The sequence below is a fragment of the Saccharothrix ecbatanensis genome (assembly GCF_014205015.1).
GTDB lineage: Bacteria > Actinomycetota > Actinomycetes > Mycobacteriales > Pseudonocardiaceae > Actinosynnema > Actinosynnema ecbatanense.
The window spans coordinates 5392080-5409643 of the sequence record NZ_JACHMO010000001.1 but is presented as its reverse complement, the minus strand read 5'-3'; the positions used below and the strand labels follow the sequence as shown (position 1 = coordinate 5409643).

Here is a 17564-nt window from a genome sequence, read left to right as displayed (position 1 = left end):
CCGCTGACCTGGGCGATGCCGATCACGTCGGTTTCCCGTGACGCCTTACTGGTAAGACCACACCTCATGAAGTGGTACGCGGATCGTTCGCCCCGGTTGGCGCGGCAGGTGGTGGCCGATCTGCTCGCGGTCGCCTGGATGTGGTTCTGGGTGACAGTGGCCCTGGCCGTAGGAGACGCGGTCCGCACGTTGCGCGCGCCGGGTGACGGGCTCGTCGACGCCGGGCGGAACCTGAGCGAGACGTTCGGGGACGCCGCCGCCAAGGCCCGGGACGTGCCACTGGTCGGCGACCAGCTGGCCGACGCGCTCGACCGCGGCAAGTCGGCGGGCGGCACGCTGTCCGACGCGGGCGGCGCCCAGATCGACGCCGTCGAGACCACCGCCCTGTGGCTCACCGTCGCGTTCATCGCCCTGCCGCTGGCGTTCCTGCTGATCACGTGGCTGCCGCTGCGGCTGCGGTTCGCCCGGCGGGCCGCCGTGGCACGACGACTGCGTGATCAAGGCCGCTACGACCTGCTCGCGCTGCACGCGCTCAACACCCTGTCGCTGCGGGACCTGGCGGCGTTCCCCGGCGACCCCGTGGAGGGCTGGCGCCGGCAGGACGCCGAGGTCGTCAAGGCCCTCGCGGACCGGCAACTCAAGGCCAGCGGAGTTCACCCCAGCGGAATCCACCCCAGCGGAGTTCACCCCTGACAGCACAACGCCGGGGCCCCGTGTGGGACCCCGGCGTTGTGCCTGCTTAGAGCCTTAGCCCAGGTAACGGTGCCAGAAGTACTGACCCTGCGGACCGTAGAGGACCACGTTCGAGTCGTTCTGGACCATCACCCGGTCCGCCGTCGTGCGGTCGGAACGGCTGTGCCACACCGGCACACCCGCGGCCGTGTAGACGACGAAGTTGCCGTCCGTCTGAAGCGTCGCGTGCGTCGCACCCGAGCCGTTGGAACGCGTGTGCCACAGCGGCTGACCGGACGCCACCGCGTACAGCACCAGGTTGCCGTCCGTCTGCATGATCAGCTTGTAGCGGCTGTCGTTGGACGTCTTGCTCTGACCGGCGTTCAGACGCTCGCCCTTGGCCAGCGTGTCGTTGACCGCGTTGCCCGTGAACAGCAACAGGTTCGGCGAACCCGGACCGGCGTCCGAGATCCGGTTCGGCGTCGCGACACCCTTGAACGCGGCCTGGACCTGCTCCGGCGTCGCGGTCGGCTTGCCCGCGAGGTACAGCGCCGCGGCACCCGCCACGTGCGGCGCCGCCATCGACGTGCCGCTGATCACCGCGGTCTCGTAGTCACTGCCGTTCCACGTCGACCTGATGTCCAGACCCGGCGCGTACATGTCCGTGCAGGTGCCCCAGTTGGAGAACCACGCGCGGCCGTCAGTGCTGCTGGACGCGTTGACCGTGATGCCCTCGGCCACGCGGCCGGGGGAGTAGTAGCACGCGTTGTCTTCCTCGTTGCCCGAGGCGAAGGTGTACGTGATGCCCGACGCGATGGAACGGCGCACGGCCGAGTCCAGGACGTCGTCCGCCCAGCCGCCGAGGCTCATGTTCGCCACAGCCGGCTTCTGCGCGTTCGCGGTCACCCAGTCGATACCCGCGACGACGCTCTCGGTCGAGCCCCAGCCCTCGCAGTCGAGGACCTTCACGGCGTGCAGCTTGACGCCCTTCGCCACACCGTGCGCCGTGCCGCCGATCGTGCCGGCGACGTGCGTGCCGTGGCCCGCGCAGTCGTAGTTGTAGCCGTCACCGCTGGTGTTGATGTCGAACGTCGCCCGGCCACCGAAGTCGGTGTGCGTCGTGCGGATGCCCGTGTCGATGACGTAGGCGTGCACGTTCGAGGCCGTCGTGGTGTAGCTGAAGTGGTTGTTCAGCGGCAGGTCACGCTGGCTGAGGCGGTCGAGGCCCCACGACGGCGGGTTCGGCTGGTCGATCGACGCCTTGAACTTCTGGTTCTGGGCGACGAACTCCACTGCCGGGTCGGCTGCCAACTTCTTGGCCGCCTGCTCGTTCATGGACGCCGAGAAGCCGTTCAGCGCGGTGCTGTAGCGGTGCTTGACGTTGGCCCCCACCTTCGCGGCGACCGCGTCCGTCTGGCCCGCGTCCTTCAGCACCACGATGTAACTGTCCACCACGGTGTTAGGTCTGCCCGCGTTGCGGATTTCACCTTCCGCGGCGAGCGCCGGCGTGACTACCAACGCCGATGCCACGACAGCGGTGCCGACCGTGCCGACTATCCGATTCCAAGGCGCGCGAAAACTACCCATGTCTGGGTTCCCCCCTTGAGCAGGGTCGATGTACAGGAGTTCGCGCGAACGTGATGCGAACAATAGCCAAGAAGGCCCCGAACCCCTACCCCTTAATTCACACACCCCTAGGACGTGAGCGCCGACACGCAGGTCGTGCCCGGTCCGACCTGCGGAAAAGCGATGTGGATCACTCGCCTTGTCCCGCCGGGCGGGAGGCGCGCACCGCGAACGCTCAACCCCGTTGTCCCGAACGTACGACTCGCGCGTTCCGAAGATGGGGCGCATGCGTTACGAATTCACTACGCACCGTTAGTAGACGGGGCCGGTGTACTTCTCGCCCGGACCCTGGCCCGGCTCGTCCGGATATGCCGACGCCTCGCGGAACGCGCGCTGCACGGACTGGAGACCCTCGCGCAGCGGACCGGCGTGCGGGCCCAGGTACTCGGCCGACGCCGTCACCAGACCGGCCAGCGCGGTGATCAGCCTGCGCGCCTCGTCCAGGTCGCGCCGGGGGCTGTGGTCCGGGTCCTCGTCGGCCAGGCCCAGGCGGTCGGCGGCGGCGGAGAGCAGCATGATCGCCGCCTTGCTGATCACCTCGACGCTGGGAACATCGGACAGGTCGCGGACGTTGTTCGAAGGCAGGTCGGTCACGGGAGCCATTCTCGCAACCAACCCGGTCGGGTCGCCGGTTCGGGGGTTGACAAGGCCGTCTGCTACTATTCTCCGCGCGACCAGTCCCCGCACCTGTGGGGACGGCAAGTGGAGCCCCGCTCCCACCCGAGTCTGCCGCTTCGTGCAGGTGGCCGGGTCCGGTCCATCGAAGGGTCGACTGCGCCCTTCGTTGTGCGATCGGTAGGAAGCGGGCCTCACACCGGGCAGGTGTGGGGCCTCTTGTCTTTGGCGCACAACGAGTCACAAAGGACGTGAATGACAAGTCCCTCGAACCGAGGTGCTCCGGTGAGCACCGAGCCGCGCATCAACGACCGCATCCGCGTGCCCGAGGTTCGTCTGGTCGGGCCGAACGGCGAGCAGGTCGGGATCGTTCGCATCGAGGACGCGCTCCGACTCGCCCAGGAATCGGATCTCGACCTCGTCGAGGTCGCCGCACAGGCTCGGCCGCCGGTCTGCAAGCTCATGGACTACGGCAAGTTCAAGTACGAGAGCGCGCAGAAGGCCCGTGAATCGCGCCGCAACCAGCAGCTGACGGTCATCAAGGAGCAGAAGCTCCGGCCGAAGATCGACCCGCACGACTACCTGACGAAGAAGGGCCACGTGGCCCGCTTCCTGTCGCACGGGAACAAGGTCAAGGTGACCATCATGTTCCGCGGCCGCGAGCAGTCCCGGCCGGAACTGGGATACCGACTGCTGCAGAGGCTCGCCGAGGACGTCGCGGAGCTGGGCTTCGTCGAGTCGAACCCGAAGCAGGACGGCCGCAACATGATCATGGTGTTGGCGCCGCACAAGACCACGAAGACCCGTCCGATCAGGAACGACAGCGCCGACGAGGCGACGGACGAGTCTGTCGAAGAGTGATCTCCCGGCCCCAGGGCCGGGAGCAAGCATGGCCGCCCCCACCCCCGGTGGCTGCACGAGACTGAGGACGGAAATGCCCAAGAACAAGACGCACAGCGGGACCTCCAAGCGCGTGAAGGTCACCGGCAGCGGCAAGCTGCTCCGCGAGAAGGCCGGCAAGCGCCACCTGCTGGAGAAGAAGTCCAGCAAGCTGACGCGTCGCCTCTCCGGCACCACCGAGGTCGCGAAGAACGACGTGCCGCGGCTGAAGAAGCTGCTCGGCCTCTAAGACCTTCACCCCCTTGAACACCGGGGCCCTCCACCGGCCCCACGAGATCGACAGGATGGACCCGTGGCACGCGTCAAAAGGGCAGTGAACGCCCAGAAGAAGCGCCGTACCACCCTTGAGCTCGCCAGCGGTTACCGCGGCCAGCGTTCGAGGCTGTACCGCAAGGCCAAAGAGCAGGTTATCCACTCGCTCAACTACGCCTACCGGGACCGCCGCGCCCGCAAGGGTGACTTCCGGAAGCTGTGGATCCAGCGCATCAACGCCGGTGTCCGCGCCAACGGCATGACGTACAACCGCTTCATCCAGGGCATGCGGCTCGCCGAGATCGAGGTCGACCGCAAGATCCTGGCCGAGCTGGCCGTCAGCGACCCGAACGCGTTCGCCGCGCTGGTGGAGCTGGCCAGGGCAGCTCTGCCCGGCGACGTCAACGCGCCCGCCGAGGACAAGGCCTGAGCGCGAACGACCGCGCACCACGACCCGGGGAAGTTCCGTTCACCGAACGGACTCCCCGGGTCGTTGCCGCTAGGCGCCTGACCAGACGCCCCGGCCGCGACCGCGCCGAACGCTTCCTCGCCGAGGGCGCGCAGGCCGTCCGCGAGGCCCTGTCCTGGGCCGCCGCCGGACGCGGCCAGGTGCACGAACTCTTCGTGACCGCCGTTGCCGCCGACCGGAACCCGGTGTTGGTGCGCGAGGCGATCGACGCCGGTGTGCCGGTGAGCGCCGTGACCGACAAGGCCGCCGCGGCGCTGTCGGAGACCGTGACGCCTCAGGGCGTCGTCGCGGTGTGCTCGCTGGTGGACGTGCCGGTGTCGGTGGCGCTGTCGCCGGGGGTGCGGCTGGTGGCCGTGCTGCACGGGGTGGCGGATCCGGGGAACGCGGGCACGGTGGCCCGGGTCGCGGACGCCGCCGGGGCCGATGCGGTGATCTTCGCGGGCGACACGGTCGACCCGCACAACGGCAAGTGCGTGCGTGCGTCGACGGGCAGCGTGTTCCACCTGCCGATCGCGCGGGTGCGCGATGCCGGTGAGGCGTTCGCCGCCTGCAGGGAGGCGGGGCTACGGCTGGTGGCGGCGGACGGATACGCACCCGAGGACCTCGTCACCGCTGACCTGCGTGGGGATCTCGCCGTGCCGACGGCGTGGGTGTTCGGCAGTGAGGCGCACGGGCTGCCTGATGAGGTGGTGGCCGGGCTGGACGCTTCGCTGAAGGTGCCGATCTACGGTGGCGCGGAGAGTCTCAATCTGGCGACTGCCGCTGCGGTGTGCCTGTATGCGTCGGCTCGGGCCCAGCGGGCCTGACCTCAGGTCTGGCCGGGCTGACTTCCCGTTGCCACAAATTCCATAACTTCCCGCCGGTCTGACTCCACCAGCCCGCCGGTCCGACTCCGCTGGATCTGACTCCTGCGGTCCGACTCTTGCGGTCTGACGCGCGCTGCCCTGGCCGGTCTGACTCGCGCTGCCCCGGCTTCCCGCTGCCCTGTGTTCCCCCTTTGTCTGGGGTGCCTGTGTCTGGGGTGCCTGCCGGGCTGGCTTTCTGGCACCCGACGTTTGTGGGGTGCTGGGGCCGCGCTGCGTTTGTGCCCGTTTGTTCCGCGAGCGTGAGTGCGCAATCCGCAAGCGTGAGCGCGCGGGGCTGAGTGGTTTTTCCGTCGGCCGGGTTTGTGTGTTGGGTTAGTTGGTGGTGCGGGACTCCTGTCTGCTCGCGTGCCTGTGCCGGGCCTCCTTCCTTGTTATAGGCGACGCGCGAAGTGGATTTTGGTTCACGGTGTGCAGGTGGTTCGCTCGATGTGGTGATCGTGGTTGACAGTTGGGGTGGTTGGTGGGGGGAGGTGTTTTCGCTGGTGGAGGGGTCGGAAAGGGTCTTCGGCTAGTCCTCTAGGCGGGTTGCCAGGGCGCGGAGTAGGGGGTCGCCGGTGGTGGGTTTGGATTGGGCTCTCAGGGCTTCGTCCAGGACGTTGGCGATGTCGCCGAGGATCTGGGGTGGCGTTTCGTCGTTGATCAGGGTGCCTGCCCGGCGGGCTTCTGCTTCGGCGTTGACCGGGTCACCCGAATCCAGCAGGAACCTCGCACCCCGCGCCACCAGGAACGTCTGCCAGTCGGCGTCCTCCAACTGCGCGGCCAACTCCTCGGCGATGCCGTTCTGCTCGATCGCCGCCGCGTATTCGCCCGCCTGAACGTGCAGGAACGCCCGGATCGCGGCGATCCGCGCGGTCAAGTGGGTGCGGTGGTCCGGATCTTCGACTGACGGCACCAGCGCTTCTGCCTCGGTCAGCGTGGTGGCGCATTCGGCGGCTTCCTCGTTCGGCAGCGCGGCCGCGGCTTCCACCAGGGAACCTGCCGCCTCGGCGAACTCGGACACCGACTGCCACGCCGCCGCCGCGCCCTGGTAGGCGGAGGCTGCCTCTACCCGCAGGTCCAAGCGGCGGAGGACGCCGGCTAGGACGTCGAGGACCATGGCTCGCCGCCACGGTTCGTCTGCGGGAACGAGGCCGAGGGCTGCTTCCAGGTGGCGGCGGGCGGTTTCGGTTTCGTCGAGGCGGGCGCAGACCTGGCCCAGTCGGTAGCGGACGGGGACGACCACGTCCGGGTCCACGTCGTCGGATTCGATGACGCGGACGGCTTCTTCGAGGGCTTCCGCCGCTTCCACGTAACGGCCCGACTTCAGGTAGCCGCCCGCGAGCGCGTAGCACGCCTTCGCCACGTCATCGGGTACACCGACCTCATGGCCGGCGGTGACCGCTTCACGCAGCTCCACCAAGTGCTCGGCCTCAAGACCCAGCCGTTCCACCGACGCCACCCGCTGCCGGTGCGCCTCGGCCGTCCACGGGCCGCGTGGCGTGCTGAACGACGTGACGAACTCGGTCGCCGTGCGCACCGCGTCCTCATCACCCTGGACGGTCTGCACCTTCAGCAGCAGTCGAAGGGCGTCGAAACGGACGGATGTGGACGGGTCGGCTGCCAGGATGTCCGTCACCTCGGCGTGCGCCTCGTCCAGCCGACCGGTCGACGCGAGGTGCTGGGCACGGTCGCAACGGGCCCGCGTCACCAGCTCCGGGGCCTCCGACTCGGCCAGCTCCAGCGCCTCGGCGGTCAACGCGCCGTGCTCCTCGGCGTAGGCGGCCTCGTCGTCGCCGGCCGAGCCGGCGTCCGCCGAGTCGGAGGCGTCGGCCAGCAGGTCCGCCAGCAGCAGCCTGGTCAACACGCGTGTGTAAGCGGTGCCGGCGACCTCGGCTTCGGCCAGGCACGTGCGGGCTATCACGGTCGCCGCCGCCAGCCCGTCCTCCTCCGCACGCAGCCCCGCACCACGCGCCCGGTAGCGGTTGGCCAGGTCGTGCTCGCCGCACGCGGCCAGTCGGTCGATCGCGGCGTCCAGCTCGGCCACCACCTCGGCCTTCGGCCGCATGTGCCCGCTCGCGGTCGCCCGCCGGGCCGCGACCAGCGCACCCAGCGACTCGGGCAGCAACGGGTCCATGTCCTCGGGCAGCGACCGCAGCAGCCGCATGCCGACGATGAACTCGCCCTGGTCGAACGCGTCGCACATCCGCTGCGCCAACTCCACCGGGTCGGCGACCGTGATCGGCTCCTCGACCATGGGCACCGGGGGCGCGGCGACGGGCACGGCCAGCGGCACCGGGATGGTGTCCTGGGCGGCCAGCGTCGCCTTGATCCGGGTGCTCACCGCGGCGGTGCCGTTGCGCTGGTCGAACCGGCCCGCGATCTCCAGGGCCTGCGCCTCCAGCAACTCCCGCAGCTCCGGCGCCGACAGCACCGTCGTCCGCCCGTCCCGCGGCACGGCGAACTCCTCGTCGGCCGACACCCGGCTCAGCAGCAACGCCGCACCCGCCGCGAAGTGCATGGCCCGTGACGGGCTGGTCGAGTGGTGCACCCGGTGCAGGTGGCCGCGCAGCAGCTCGACCCCGCGCCGCACGTTCCCGGACGTCGCGCAGAACTCCAGGTGGTCGTCCAGGTAGCCGCCGACCATGTCGTCACGCACCAGCCGGTACGCCACCACGTGCGCCTGCCGCGCCCGGTCCAGCTCCCCGAGCGCCACGAACGCTGGCGTCAACGTGGTCAGGATGCCCTGCGGCTGCGTCGCGCACCCCGTCTCCTGCGCCAACTGGTGCTCCGCGTGCGCGACCGCCTCGGCGTGCCTGCCCTGCCGGATCAGGTGCCCGGCCTGCTCCTCGATGACGCACGCCTCGCAGTCGCTCATCGGACCGCGGTCCATCGCGAGGTAGCGGGCGAAGTGCTCCCGGTACGCCTCGTCGTCGCCGACGTGCGCGGCCAGGTCGGCGCGCGCGCCGTGCACCGGCTGCATCGAGTACCCGAGCCGCTGGTAGCGGGCCGCGAGCTGGTCCACGAACGAGCCGATCTGCGCCAACGTGAACCGGTGGTCGGCGATCAGGCCGCTGACGATCCACTTGTGCGCCCAGTCGAAGCTGTGCGTCTCCCACTCGTCGAACGCCGTGGCGTCACGCTGCTCCGCCGTGCCGCACCACGCGAATGGGGCCAGCATCAGGTCGTAGCGGCCCAGGTCGTACGCCGAGCGGATCAGCGCGATCCGGCAGCTCACCGCCAGCGGCAGGTGGTCGAGGGCGTCCGCGGCCCGCGCCGCGCGTTCGAGCGCCTCGTGCCGTGCCATGCCCTCGGGCAGGTGGTACGCCTCCACGAACTGGCGCTCGGCGGCTTCCTTGTCCTCGTTCACCGCAACATCATCCCTTTTGCCCATCCACAGCGCGGTCCAGCAGTTCCAGGAACGAACGGTTCAGCGCCGCGGTGTCCTTGGGGCGCATCGGACGCCGTGCTTGCAGCAGGGCGTGCACGTACAGGGACTCCACGGTCAGCTCGACCAGCGCCGGGTCGTCCAGCCCCGCCAGTCGCTTCACCAACGGGTTGCGGCAGTTGAGCACGAGCCGCTGCGACGCGTCGGAAGTGGACTCCACCAGGCTGCCCAGCAGCTCCGCCCACAGCGGGTCGGCCTGCTCGCCGACCTGCTCGGCGTCCCGCTTGCGCTCGGCTTCCACGTTCGTCACCAGCAACGCGGGCAGTGAGCCGGGGTCGAAGTCACGTGGCACGACCTCGCAGTCGTGCCGCTCCAGCACGTCCTTCGCCTGCACCAGACGCTCGCGCAGCGCGCGCTCCAGGTCGGCGTCCGGGTCGTCCAGCGCGGCCAGCACCTCGCTCGGCGCGACCCGGCGCGCGGCCGTCGGGCCGTCCAGCGCGACCAGGCGCTCCATGATCTCCACGTCGTAGGCGTAGCCCGCGTTGACCAGGCCCATGCCCTGGGCGTGCGCGACCGGCGCGAGCTGGCGGAACTCGTCCACCTCCGGCACGTGCGCGATCACGCCGTGCTTGCGGCGGAACTGGCGCAGCGACTGCGGGCCGTCGGTGGTCTCGAACGGCAGCCACCGCTCGACCAGGCGCAGCATCTCGTCGTCCACCCTGGCCAGCGACTTGATGCCCAGGTGGTGCGCGTCCAGCAGGGCCTGGGTGCGCTCGGGGCTCGTCGCGTCGAGCCGGACCAGCCAGTCGCGGACCTGACGACCCAGCTCCTCGCGCACGGCCAGCAGCGTCTCGTCCTGGTAGAGCGCCTCACGGCTCGCGGTCGGCCGCAGTGACGTCGTGTCGACCACGCAGCGCACGAAGTACGCCCACTCCGGGAGCAGGCCTTCGATGGAGTCGCCGACGAGCATCCGCTTCAGGTAGACGCGGTGCGACTGGCGGGCGCCGGGGTGCACGCCGCGCGGCAGCACGTACGCGACGCCCTTCAGGCCCACCGTCGGCACTTCGACCGGGATCGCGTCGAACGGCCGCACGCCCAGCACTTTCTCGCCGTACGCCAACGGGTCCTCGGTCCACGGCAGCTCGCCGTGCGTGATCACCTCGTCGCCGATGCTGACCTTCACCGGCAGCAGCTCGCCGTACTCCGCGACCAGCGCGCGCACCACGTCCAGCTCCAGCCAGTGCTCGGAGTCGCGGTGCGGCACCAGCTCGATGGTGGTGCCGACCTCGACGCGGGCGTCGTCGTCGACTTCCACCTCGTAGTTGCCGGCGGCGTCGGCCGTCCACCGCACCGCGGGCCCGCCGCGCGCGGAACGGCTGACGAGCCGGATGCGTTCGGCGACCAGGAACGCGGACAGCAGGCCCACGCCGAACTGGCCGAGGAACCCCTGGCGGGCGAAGCCGAGGTCGTCCCGCTTGGACGTGCGGCCGAGCGTGGAGAGCAGGTCGTGCACTTCGCGCTCGGTGAGGCCGATGCCGGTGTCGGAGATGCGGAGGGTGCCGCCGGAGGACCCGACCGGCTCGATCACGACCTCGCCCGGCGCGTCCGGCTGGAGCGCGCGGCGGGCGGTGATCGCGTCCACCGCGTTCTGCAGCAGCTCTCGCGCGTACACGCGGGGGCTGCTGTAGAGGTGGTGGCTGAGCAGGTCGATGATCCCGCGCAGGTCGACACCGAAGGTGTGTGCCATGGGAGTGGAGGTCACCTCGGGTCAAGGTCATGTAGGACGGACGATTCTAAGGGGCTTGCCGGCGGCTTGTGACCCGGTTTTCCGCTGATCGCCCGCCGGGGTCCTGCTCGCGTCGTCAAGACTGCCACGGCCCACCGACAATTCCGGCCGCGGTGCGATTCCGGGCGGCGGAACCCGGGCCGGTGGCGCGGGCGGGCGGACGAATCCGCGCGTCGTTCCGTGAGTGCGCTATCACGCTGAGTGGGCCCTGTGGGCGGTGGTGCGGTCGGTGTCCGTCCGATCACCTAGGATCGACCCGCTGCTCCGCATGCCGTGCGGAGGGCTGACCACCTGTGTCCGTGACGGGAGCTGTCCACCAACCATGTCCGGAGCCAACGACCCGTACGACCCCAAGCAGGTCGCGGCGCTCTCCCCGGAAGCGCTCGAAGCGGCGGTCGCGCAGGCTCGTGAGGCGTTCGCGAAGGCGGCCGACCTCGACGAGCTGGCCGCCGTGAAACCGAGCCACCTGGGCGACCGCTCGCCGGTCCTGCTGGCCCGCCGCGAGATCGGCGCGCTGCCGCCGGCCGCCAAGTCGGACGCGGGCAAGAGGGTGAACGAGGCGCAGAACGCGGTCAAGCTCGCGTTCGAGGAGCGCCGCGCCCGGTTGCAGACCGAGCGCGACGAACGGGTGCTGCGCGACGAGACGGTCGACGTCACGCTGCCGTGGGACCGGGTGCCCCGCGGCGCCCGGCACCCGATCTCGACGCTCGCCGAGCGCATCGCCGACGTGTTCGTGGCCATGGGCTACGAGGTCGCCGAGGGCCCGGAGCTGGAGACCGAGTGGTTCAACTTCGACGCGTTGAACTTCGGCAAGGACCACCCGGCGCGCTCCATGCAGGACACGTTCTACGTGGGCCCCGCAGACTCGGGCCTGGTGCTGCGCACGCACACCAGCCCGGTGCAGGCGCGGGTGCTGCTCGACCGCGAGCCGCCCCTCTACGTGGTGTGCCCCGGTCGCACGTTCCGCACCGACGAGCTGGACGCCACCCACACCCCCGTCTTCCACCAGGTCGAAGGCCTGGCCGTGGACAAGGGGCTGACCATGGCGCACCTGAAGGGCACGCTCGACGCGTTCGCCCGCGCCATGTTCGGCGAGGACTCCAAGACCCGCCTGCGGCCGAGCTTCTTCCCGTTCACCGAGCCGTCCGCCGAGGTGGACGTGTGGTTCCCGGAGAAGAAGGGCGGCGCGGGCTGGGTCGAGTGGGGCGGCTGCGGCATGGTCAACCCCAACGTGCTGCGCAACTGCGGCGTCGACCCGGACGTGTACTCGGGGTTCGCGTTCGGCATGGGCCTGGAGCGCACGCTCCAGTTCCGCAACGGTCTGCCCGACATGCGCGACATGGTCGAAGGCGATGTCCGCTTCACCCAGCCATTCGGAACGGAGGCCTGACCGGTGCGCATTCCGGTTACCTGGCTGGTCGAGAACCTGGAGTTCGCCGAGAACCCCACCCCCGACCAGCTCGCCGAGGCGTTCGTGCGGATCGGCATCGAGGTCGAGGACGTCCACCAGCTGGACGGCGTCACGGGCCCGCTCGTGGCGGGTCGCGTGGTGGAGATCGAGGAGCTGACCGAGTTCAAGAAGCCGATCCGCTACTGCCAGGTGGAGGTCGGCCCGGACCAGGTCAACGGCATCGTCTGCGGCGCGACGAACTTCCGCGAGGGCGACACGGTCGTGGTGGCGCTGCCCGGCGCGGTGCTGCCGGGCGACTTCACCATCGCCGCCCGCAAGACCTACGGCAGGACGAGCGACGGCATGATCTGCTCGGCCCGCGAGCTGGGCCTGGGCGACGACCACGCGGGGATCATGGTGCTGCCCAGCGGCACCGCGCAGCCCGGTGACGACGCGCTCGAGCTGCTCGGCCTGGGCGACACGGTGATCGAGGTCGCGCCGACGCCGGACCGCGGTTACGCGTTCTCGGTGCGCGGCCTGGCCCGCGAGATCGCCTGCGCGTTCGACGTGCCCTACCGCGACCCCGGCACGGCCGAGGTGCCCGAGGGCGAGGGCGAGGTGCTGCCCGTCCACATCGAGGACCGGACGGCGTGCTCCCGCTTCGTGGCCCGCCGCGTCAGCGGTGTCGACCCGACCGCGCCCACCCCGTGGTGGATGCGGCGGCGGCTGATGCTGGCCGGGATCCGGTCGATCTCGCTGCCGGTGGACGTCACGAACTACGTGATGCTGGAGCTGGGCCAGCCGCTGCACGCGTTCGACGCGTCGTCGGTCAAGGGCGGCCTGGTGGTGCGGCGCGCGGTGGCCGGCGAGAAGCTGACCACGCTGGACGAGCAGGTCCGCGCGCTGGACCCGGACGACATCGTGATCGCCGACGACAGCGGCGTGATCTCGCTGGCCGGTGTGATGGGCGGCGCGAGCACCGAGGTCGGCACGGGCAGCACGGACATCCTGCTGGAGGCGGCGAACTGGGACCCGGCGTCCATCGCCCGCACCGTGCGGCGGCACAAGCTGCCCAGCGAGGCGGCGAAGCGGTTCGAGCGCACGGTGGACGCGGCGTTGGCGCCGGTCGCGCTGGAGCGCGCGGCACGCCTGCTGGACATGTTCGCCGACGGCAGCATCAAGCCGGGCCGCACGGACGTGGGCGCGCCCACGCTGCCCGAGCCGGTGACGATGCCGATCGACCTGCCCGACCGGGTCGCCGGCGTCCGCTACGCGCGGGGCGTCACGGCCCGTCGGCTGGGCCAGATCGGCTGCCAGGTCGAGGTCACCACCGGCGACGACGGCGCGACCATGGTCACCGCCGTGCCGCCGACGTGGCGCACGGACCTGACCCAGCCCGCCGACCTGGTGGAGGAGGTGCTGCGGCTGGAGGGGTACGACACGATCCCGTCCACGCTGCCGCCCGCCCCGGCCGGTCGCGGGCTGACCGAGCAGCAGCGCCGTCGCCGCACGGTGTCGCGCGCGCTGGCGGAGAACGGGTTCGTCGAGGTCAAGCCGTTCCCGTTCATCGCGCCGACGGTGTTCGACGCGCTCGGGCTGCCCGCGGACGACGTGCGGCGGAACACGGTGACCGTGCTGAACCCGCTGGAGTCGGACAAGCACGCGCTGGCCACCACGCTGGTGCCGGGGCTGCTGGAGACCGTGCAGCGGAACCTGGCGCGCGGCCAGAAGGACCTCGCCGTCTACACGATCGCGCAGGTGACGTTGCCGCGCACGCAGCAGGTGCCGGTGCCCGAGGTGGGCGTGGGCGAGCGGCCGTCGGACGCGCAGGTGGCGTCGTTGCTGGCCGCGTTGCCGCAGCAGCCGGTGCACGTGGCGGCCGTGCTGGCGGGCAACCGCGAGCAGGCCGGTTGGTGGGGCAAGGGCCGTCCGGCGGACTGGGCGGACGCGGTGCAGGCCGCGCGGCTGGTCGGCCAGGCGTACGGGGTGGAGCTGACCGTGGTCGCCTCCGACCTGGCGCCGTGGCACCCGGGCCGGTGCGCGGAGCTGCGCGTCGGTGACTGGCCGGTGGGCCACGCGGGTGAGCTGCACCCGAAGGTCGTGGAAGCGCTGGGCCTGCCGAAGCGGACCGTGGCGCTGGAGCTGGACCTCGACGCGATGCCGTTGACGGACGACCGGCCCGCCCCGATCGTGTCGGCCTACCCGCCGGTGCTGCTGGACGTGGCCGTGGTCGTGTCGCTGGAGGTGCCCGCCGATCAGGTGGCGCGGGTGCTGCGCGGCGGCGGTGGGGCGTTGCTGGAGGACATCCGGCTGTTCGACGTCTACACCGGCGACCAGGTCGGCGAGGGCAAGCGGTCGCTGGCGTACTCGCTGAGGTTCCGCGCGCCCGACCGCACGCTCACCGTGGAGGAGGCGACGGCGGCACGTGACGCGGCCGTGGCCGCCGCGGCGGAGCGCTTCGGCGCGGTGCTGAGAGGCTGAGGAACGGTCCTGGACCCGCACTGGTGCGGGTCCAGGACTGGGCCGGACGGGTGAACCCCTCCATTATCGGGTGAGGGTGAACGCCCTGGTCAGTGGTCGTCACCGTGCGTGTCAAGAGGTCCAAAGACCCGTTTATCCGGGCCGCGTTGGTCCTTGCGCGCAGGTTGAACGTTCTCCAAGATTGGTTCCGCGGCCCGCTGGGCCGAGGGGCGAAGCGATGAACCGCCGGGCGAGTCTGGTCGCCGGTCCGACGGGGAGCTAGCGGCGAACCCACCGCCTGGGGCAGCAATCGAGTGAGGTTGACTCATGCGCAGCTTGGGTCCGCGGATGGAAGTCGCCGTCGCCATGAGCATCCTCGGTGTGGGCGCCGCCGTGGTGGCCGCCATGCACCTGACCTGGCCCGAACCCGAACTTCCCGCCATGGCGTACGCGGTCAGCGGCGGTGAGGTGTCCGACCTGAAGCCGTTCGAGATCAACGACGTCTCCGGCGGCGCGGTCGAGCTGACGCCGGGCAGCGAGGGCTTCCGCCTGGTGCGGCTGTCCAACCCGAACAGCGTGGACATCGTCGTGCTGACGCTCCAGGCCGTGCCCGGCCAGCCGATGGACGAGGCGCACAACCGCGTGCCGGACTGCCCGGCCGACGTGCTGACCGTGGTGCCGATGCCCGAGCCGGTCGTCATCCCGCCCGCCGGGTCGGTCGAGGTCGAGATGGTCGTGCAGATCGCGCACGACCTGCCCGCCGCGTGCCGTGACCTGGTCTTCCCGTTGACGTACTCGGGCCGGGCGGCGCGCGGCTGAGGCCCGGCGCCGGATCACCGCCACGAGTCCGCTCGGCATGACACCGCGCGCCGCTCCGGTGTGCAAGGCTTTCCGCATGAGCGAGTACGACTACGACCTGGTCGTCATCGGGTCCGGCCCCGGCGGGCAGAAGGCCGCCATCGCGGGCGCCAAGCTCGGCAAGCGGGTCGCGATCGTGGACCGGCCGGACATGGTGGGCGGCGTGTGCGTCAACACCGGCACCATCCCGTCGAAGACGCTGCGCGAGGCGGTGATGTACCTGACCGGGATGAGCCAGCGCGAGCTGTACGGCGCGAGCTACCGGGTCAAGGAGGACATCACCATCTCCGACCTGCTCTCCCGCGCGCAGCACGTGATCGGCCGCGAGGTCCAGGTCGTGCGCGCGCAGCTGCACCGCAACCACGTCGACCTGCTCAGCGGCACCGCCCGGTTCCTCGACCCGCACACGATCGCCGTGGACGGCGCGCACCGCGGCGAGCACCACGCGGTCAGCGGCGAGAAGATCGTGATCGCCACCGGCACCCGTCCCGCCCGGCCCAGCCAGGTGGACTTCGACGAGGAGCGGGTCCTCGACTCGGACGAGGTGCTGGCGCTGGAGGAGATCCCGGCGTCCCTCGTCGTGGTCGGCGCGGGCGTGATCGGCATCGAATACGCGTCCATGTTCGCCGCGCTGGGCAGCCGGGTGACGGTGGTCGAGCAGCGCGACCGGATGCTCGACTTCTGCGACCCGGAGATCGTTGAGTCGCTGAAGTTCCACCTGCGCGACCTCGCGGTGACGTTCCGGTTCGGCGAGAAGGTCGTCAACGTCGACGTGTCCGAGTCCGGCACGGTGACCACGCTGGCCAGCGGCAAGCGCATCCCGGCCGCCGCGGTGATGTACTCGGCGGGACGGCAGGGCAACACCGAGGCGCTGGACCTCCAGCTCGCGGGCCTGGAGGCGGACAACCGCGGCCGGCTGTCCGTGGACGAGCACTACCGCACGCCCGTCGAGCACATCTACGCGGTCGGCGACGTCATCGGCTTCCCGGCGCTGGCCGCCACGTCGATGGACCAGGGCCGCCTCGCCGCGTACCACGCGTTCGGCGAGAAGGCGCGTGAGCTGTCCGCGCTCCAGCCGATCGGGATCTACACCATCCCGGAGATCTCCTACTGCGGCGCCACGGAAGCCGAGCTGACGTCGTCCGCCGTGCCGTACGAGGTGGGCCTGGCGCGGTACCGGGAGCTGGCCCGCGGCTCGATCGTCGGCGACGCCTACGGGATGCTCAAGCTGCTCGTGTCCACTGTGGACCGCAAGCTGCTGGGCGTGCACCTGTTCGGCACCGGCGCGACCGACCTCGTCCACATCGGGCAGGCGGTCATGGCGTGCGGCGGCACGGTGGACTACCTGGTGGACACCGTCTTCAACTACCCGACGCTGTCCGAGGCGTACAAGGTGGCCGCGCTGGACGCCACGAACAAGATCCGCGCCCTGGAGCGCTTCGGCGCCTAGTCGGTTCGCCTAGGCGTTTTCCGGCAACCGGCCGAGGAACGCGGCGATCAGCGGCGCGATCTCCGGCAGCTTCTCCTCCAACGCGAAGTGCCCGGTGTCGAACACGTGCAGTTCGGCGTCGGGCACGTCGCGCAGGTACGCCTTCGCGCCGTCCTCGGTGAAGATCGCGTCACCGCGGCCCCAGACGATGAGCGTCGGCGGCTTCGCCGTGCGCAGCCACTCCTGCCACTCCGGGTACCGGGCGACGTTGGAGCGGTAGTCGAGGGCGAGGTCGACCTGGATGTCCTGGCGGCCGGGCAGGTCCAGGAAGTGCTGGTCGAGCGTCCAGCCGTCGGGGGAGAGCAGCGCCGGGTCGGTGGCGCCGTCCTCGTACTGGCTCTTGGTGAACGCGAGCGTCATGAACCCGGCCGCCACTTCGCGGTCGTCGTTGGCGATGAACGCGCGCGCGTTCTCGGACAGTCCGTCGGTGTAGGCGTTGGCGTTCTGCACGACCAGGCCGGTGATCAGCTCGGGCCGTCGCACGGCCAGTCGGAAGCCGACCGGGCCGCCGAAGTCGAACGCGTAGAGGGCGAACCGGCGCAGGCCGACCGCGTCCACGAACTTCTCGACGGTGTCGGCGAGGCGGTCGAACGTGTGCGGGCCGTCGAGGTCGCCGCTGTGGCCGAAGCCCGGGTAGTCGGGCGCGACGAGGTGGAAGCGGTCGCCCAGCGCGTCGATCAGCCGGCGGAACTGGTGCGAGGCGCTGGGGAAGCCGTGCAGGAGCAGCAGCGTGGGCGCGGCGACCGGGCCGGCTTCGCGGTAGAAGACCCGGACGCCGTCGACGTCCACATGCCGGTGGAACACGTTGGGGATCATG

Annotated in this window: 14 protein-coding genes; 9 read left to right on the top strand and 5 right to left on the bottom strand. The window is 70.7% G+C overall.

Annotated features, from left to right (window positions below; translation table 11 throughout):
* Nucleotides 1–66: 66 nt before the first annotated feature.
* Complete coding sequence (locus F4560_RS22650) at nucleotides 67–693, top strand: hypothetical protein (RefSeq protein ID WP_184922958.1); 627 nt, start codon at nucleotides 67–69, stop codon at nucleotides 691–693.
* Between the two features lie 54 nt (nucleotides 694–747).
* On the opposite strand, the gene F4560_RS22645 is transcribed toward F4560_RS22650, so the two are convergent.
* Both F4560_RS22645 and F4560_RS22640 read right to left on the bottom strand, forming a co-directional pair.
* On the bottom strand, nucleotides 748–2127 hold the full coding sequence (locus F4560_RS22645; RefSeq protein ID WP_312869422.1) for a S8 family serine peptidase: 1380 nt from the start codon (nucleotides 2125–2127) through the stop codon (nucleotides 748–750).
* Nucleotides 2128–2550: 423 nt separating this feature from the next.
* Nucleotides 2551–2901 (bottom strand): DUF1844 domain-containing protein, encoded by a 351-nt coding sequence (locus F4560_RS22640; RefSeq protein ID WP_184922955.1) that lies wholly within the window; start codon nucleotides 2899–2901, stop codon nucleotides 2551–2553.
* A gap of 267 nt (nucleotides 2902–3168) precedes the next feature.
* On the opposite strand from F4560_RS22640, the gene infC reads away from it, so the two are divergent.
* The 4 genes from infC (at nucleotide 3169) to F4560_RS22620 (ending at nucleotide 5340) form a co-directional block, all read left to right on the top strand.
* A complete protein-coding gene (infC, locus tag F4560_RS22635; protein WP_033442868.1) occupies nucleotides 3169–3774 on the top strand; it encodes a translation initiation factor IF-3 in 606 nt (201 codons plus the stop codon).
* A 73-nt stretch (nucleotides 3775–3847) separates the two neighbouring features.
* Nucleotides 3848–4042 carry a 50S ribosomal protein L35 gene (gene rpmI, locus F4560_RS22630; protein WP_184922953.1) on the top strand — a complete coding sequence of 65 codons (195 nt, stop codon included), beginning with the start codon at nucleotides 3848–3850 and terminating at the stop codon, nucleotides 4040–4042.
* A 63-nt stretch (nucleotides 4043–4105) separates the two neighbouring features.
* Nucleotides 4106–4495 carry a 50S ribosomal protein L20 gene (rplT, locus tag F4560_RS22625; RefSeq protein ID WP_184922951.1) on the top strand — a complete coding sequence of 130 codons (390 nt, stop codon included), beginning with the start codon at nucleotides 4106–4108 and terminating at the stop codon, nucleotides 4493–4495.
* Complete coding sequence (locus F4560_RS22620; RefSeq protein ID WP_184929319.1) at nucleotides 4492–5340, top strand: TrmH family RNA methyltransferase; 849 nt, start codon at nucleotides 4492–4494, stop codon at nucleotides 5338–5340. The genes rplT and F4560_RS22620 overlap by 4 nt, the downstream gene beginning before the upstream one ends.
* A 568-nt stretch (nucleotides 5341–5908) precedes the next feature.
* Here the strand turns inward: F4560_RS22620 and F4560_RS22615 are convergent.
* The gene (locus F4560_RS22615; RefSeq protein WP_184922949.1) at nucleotides 5909–8746 is read right to left on the bottom strand and encodes a hypothetical protein; all 2838 of its coding nucleotides are present in this window, start codon (nucleotides 8744–8746) and stop codon (nucleotides 5909–5911) included.
* A gap of 7 nt (nucleotides 8747–8753) precedes the next feature.
* Nucleotides 8754–10511 (bottom strand): HSP90 family protein, encoded by a 1758-nt coding sequence (locus F4560_RS22610; RefSeq protein WP_184922947.1) that lies wholly within the window; start codon nucleotides 10509–10511, stop codon nucleotides 8754–8756.
* A gap of 361 nt (nucleotides 10512–10872) precedes the next feature.
* On the opposite strand from F4560_RS22610, the gene pheS reads away from it, so the two are divergent.
* The 4 genes from pheS (at nucleotide 10873) to sthA (ending at nucleotide 16708) form a co-directional block, all read left to right on the top strand.
* Nucleotides 10873–11940 carry a phenylalanine--tRNA ligase subunit alpha gene (gene pheS / locus F4560_RS22605; protein WP_184922945.1) on the top strand — a complete coding sequence of 356 codons (1068 nt, stop codon included), beginning with the start codon at nucleotides 10873–10875 and terminating at the stop codon, nucleotides 11938–11940.
* Nucleotides 11941–11943: 3 nt separating this feature from the next.
* Nucleotides 11944–14421, top strand: coding sequence for a phenylalanine--tRNA ligase subunit beta (gene pheT, locus F4560_RS22600; RefSeq protein ID WP_184922943.1), 2478 nt, complete (start codon nucleotides 11944–11946; stop codon nucleotides 14419–14421).
* 306 nt (nucleotides 14422–14727) lie between these two features.
* Nucleotides 14728–15219: a hypothetical protein gene (locus F4560_RS22595; RefSeq protein WP_184922941.1), complete on the top strand. Its 492-nt coding sequence runs from the start codon at nucleotides 14728–14730 to the stop codon at nucleotides 15217–15219.
* Nucleotides 15220–15295: 76 nt separating this feature from the next.
* Complete coding sequence (gene sthA / locus F4560_RS22590; protein ID WP_184922939.1) at nucleotides 15296–16708, top strand: Si-specific NAD(P)(+) transhydrogenase; 1413 nt, start codon at nucleotides 15296–15298, stop codon at nucleotides 16706–16708.
* Between the two features lie 9 nt (nucleotides 16709–16717).
* Here sthA and F4560_RS22585 read toward each other — a convergent pair whose 3' ends face one another.
* Entirely contained in the window at nucleotides 16718–17563 is an 846-nt protein-coding gene (locus F4560_RS22585) for an alpha/beta fold hydrolase (protein WP_184922937.1), read from the bottom strand.
* Nucleotide 17564: the final 1 nt, after the last annotated feature.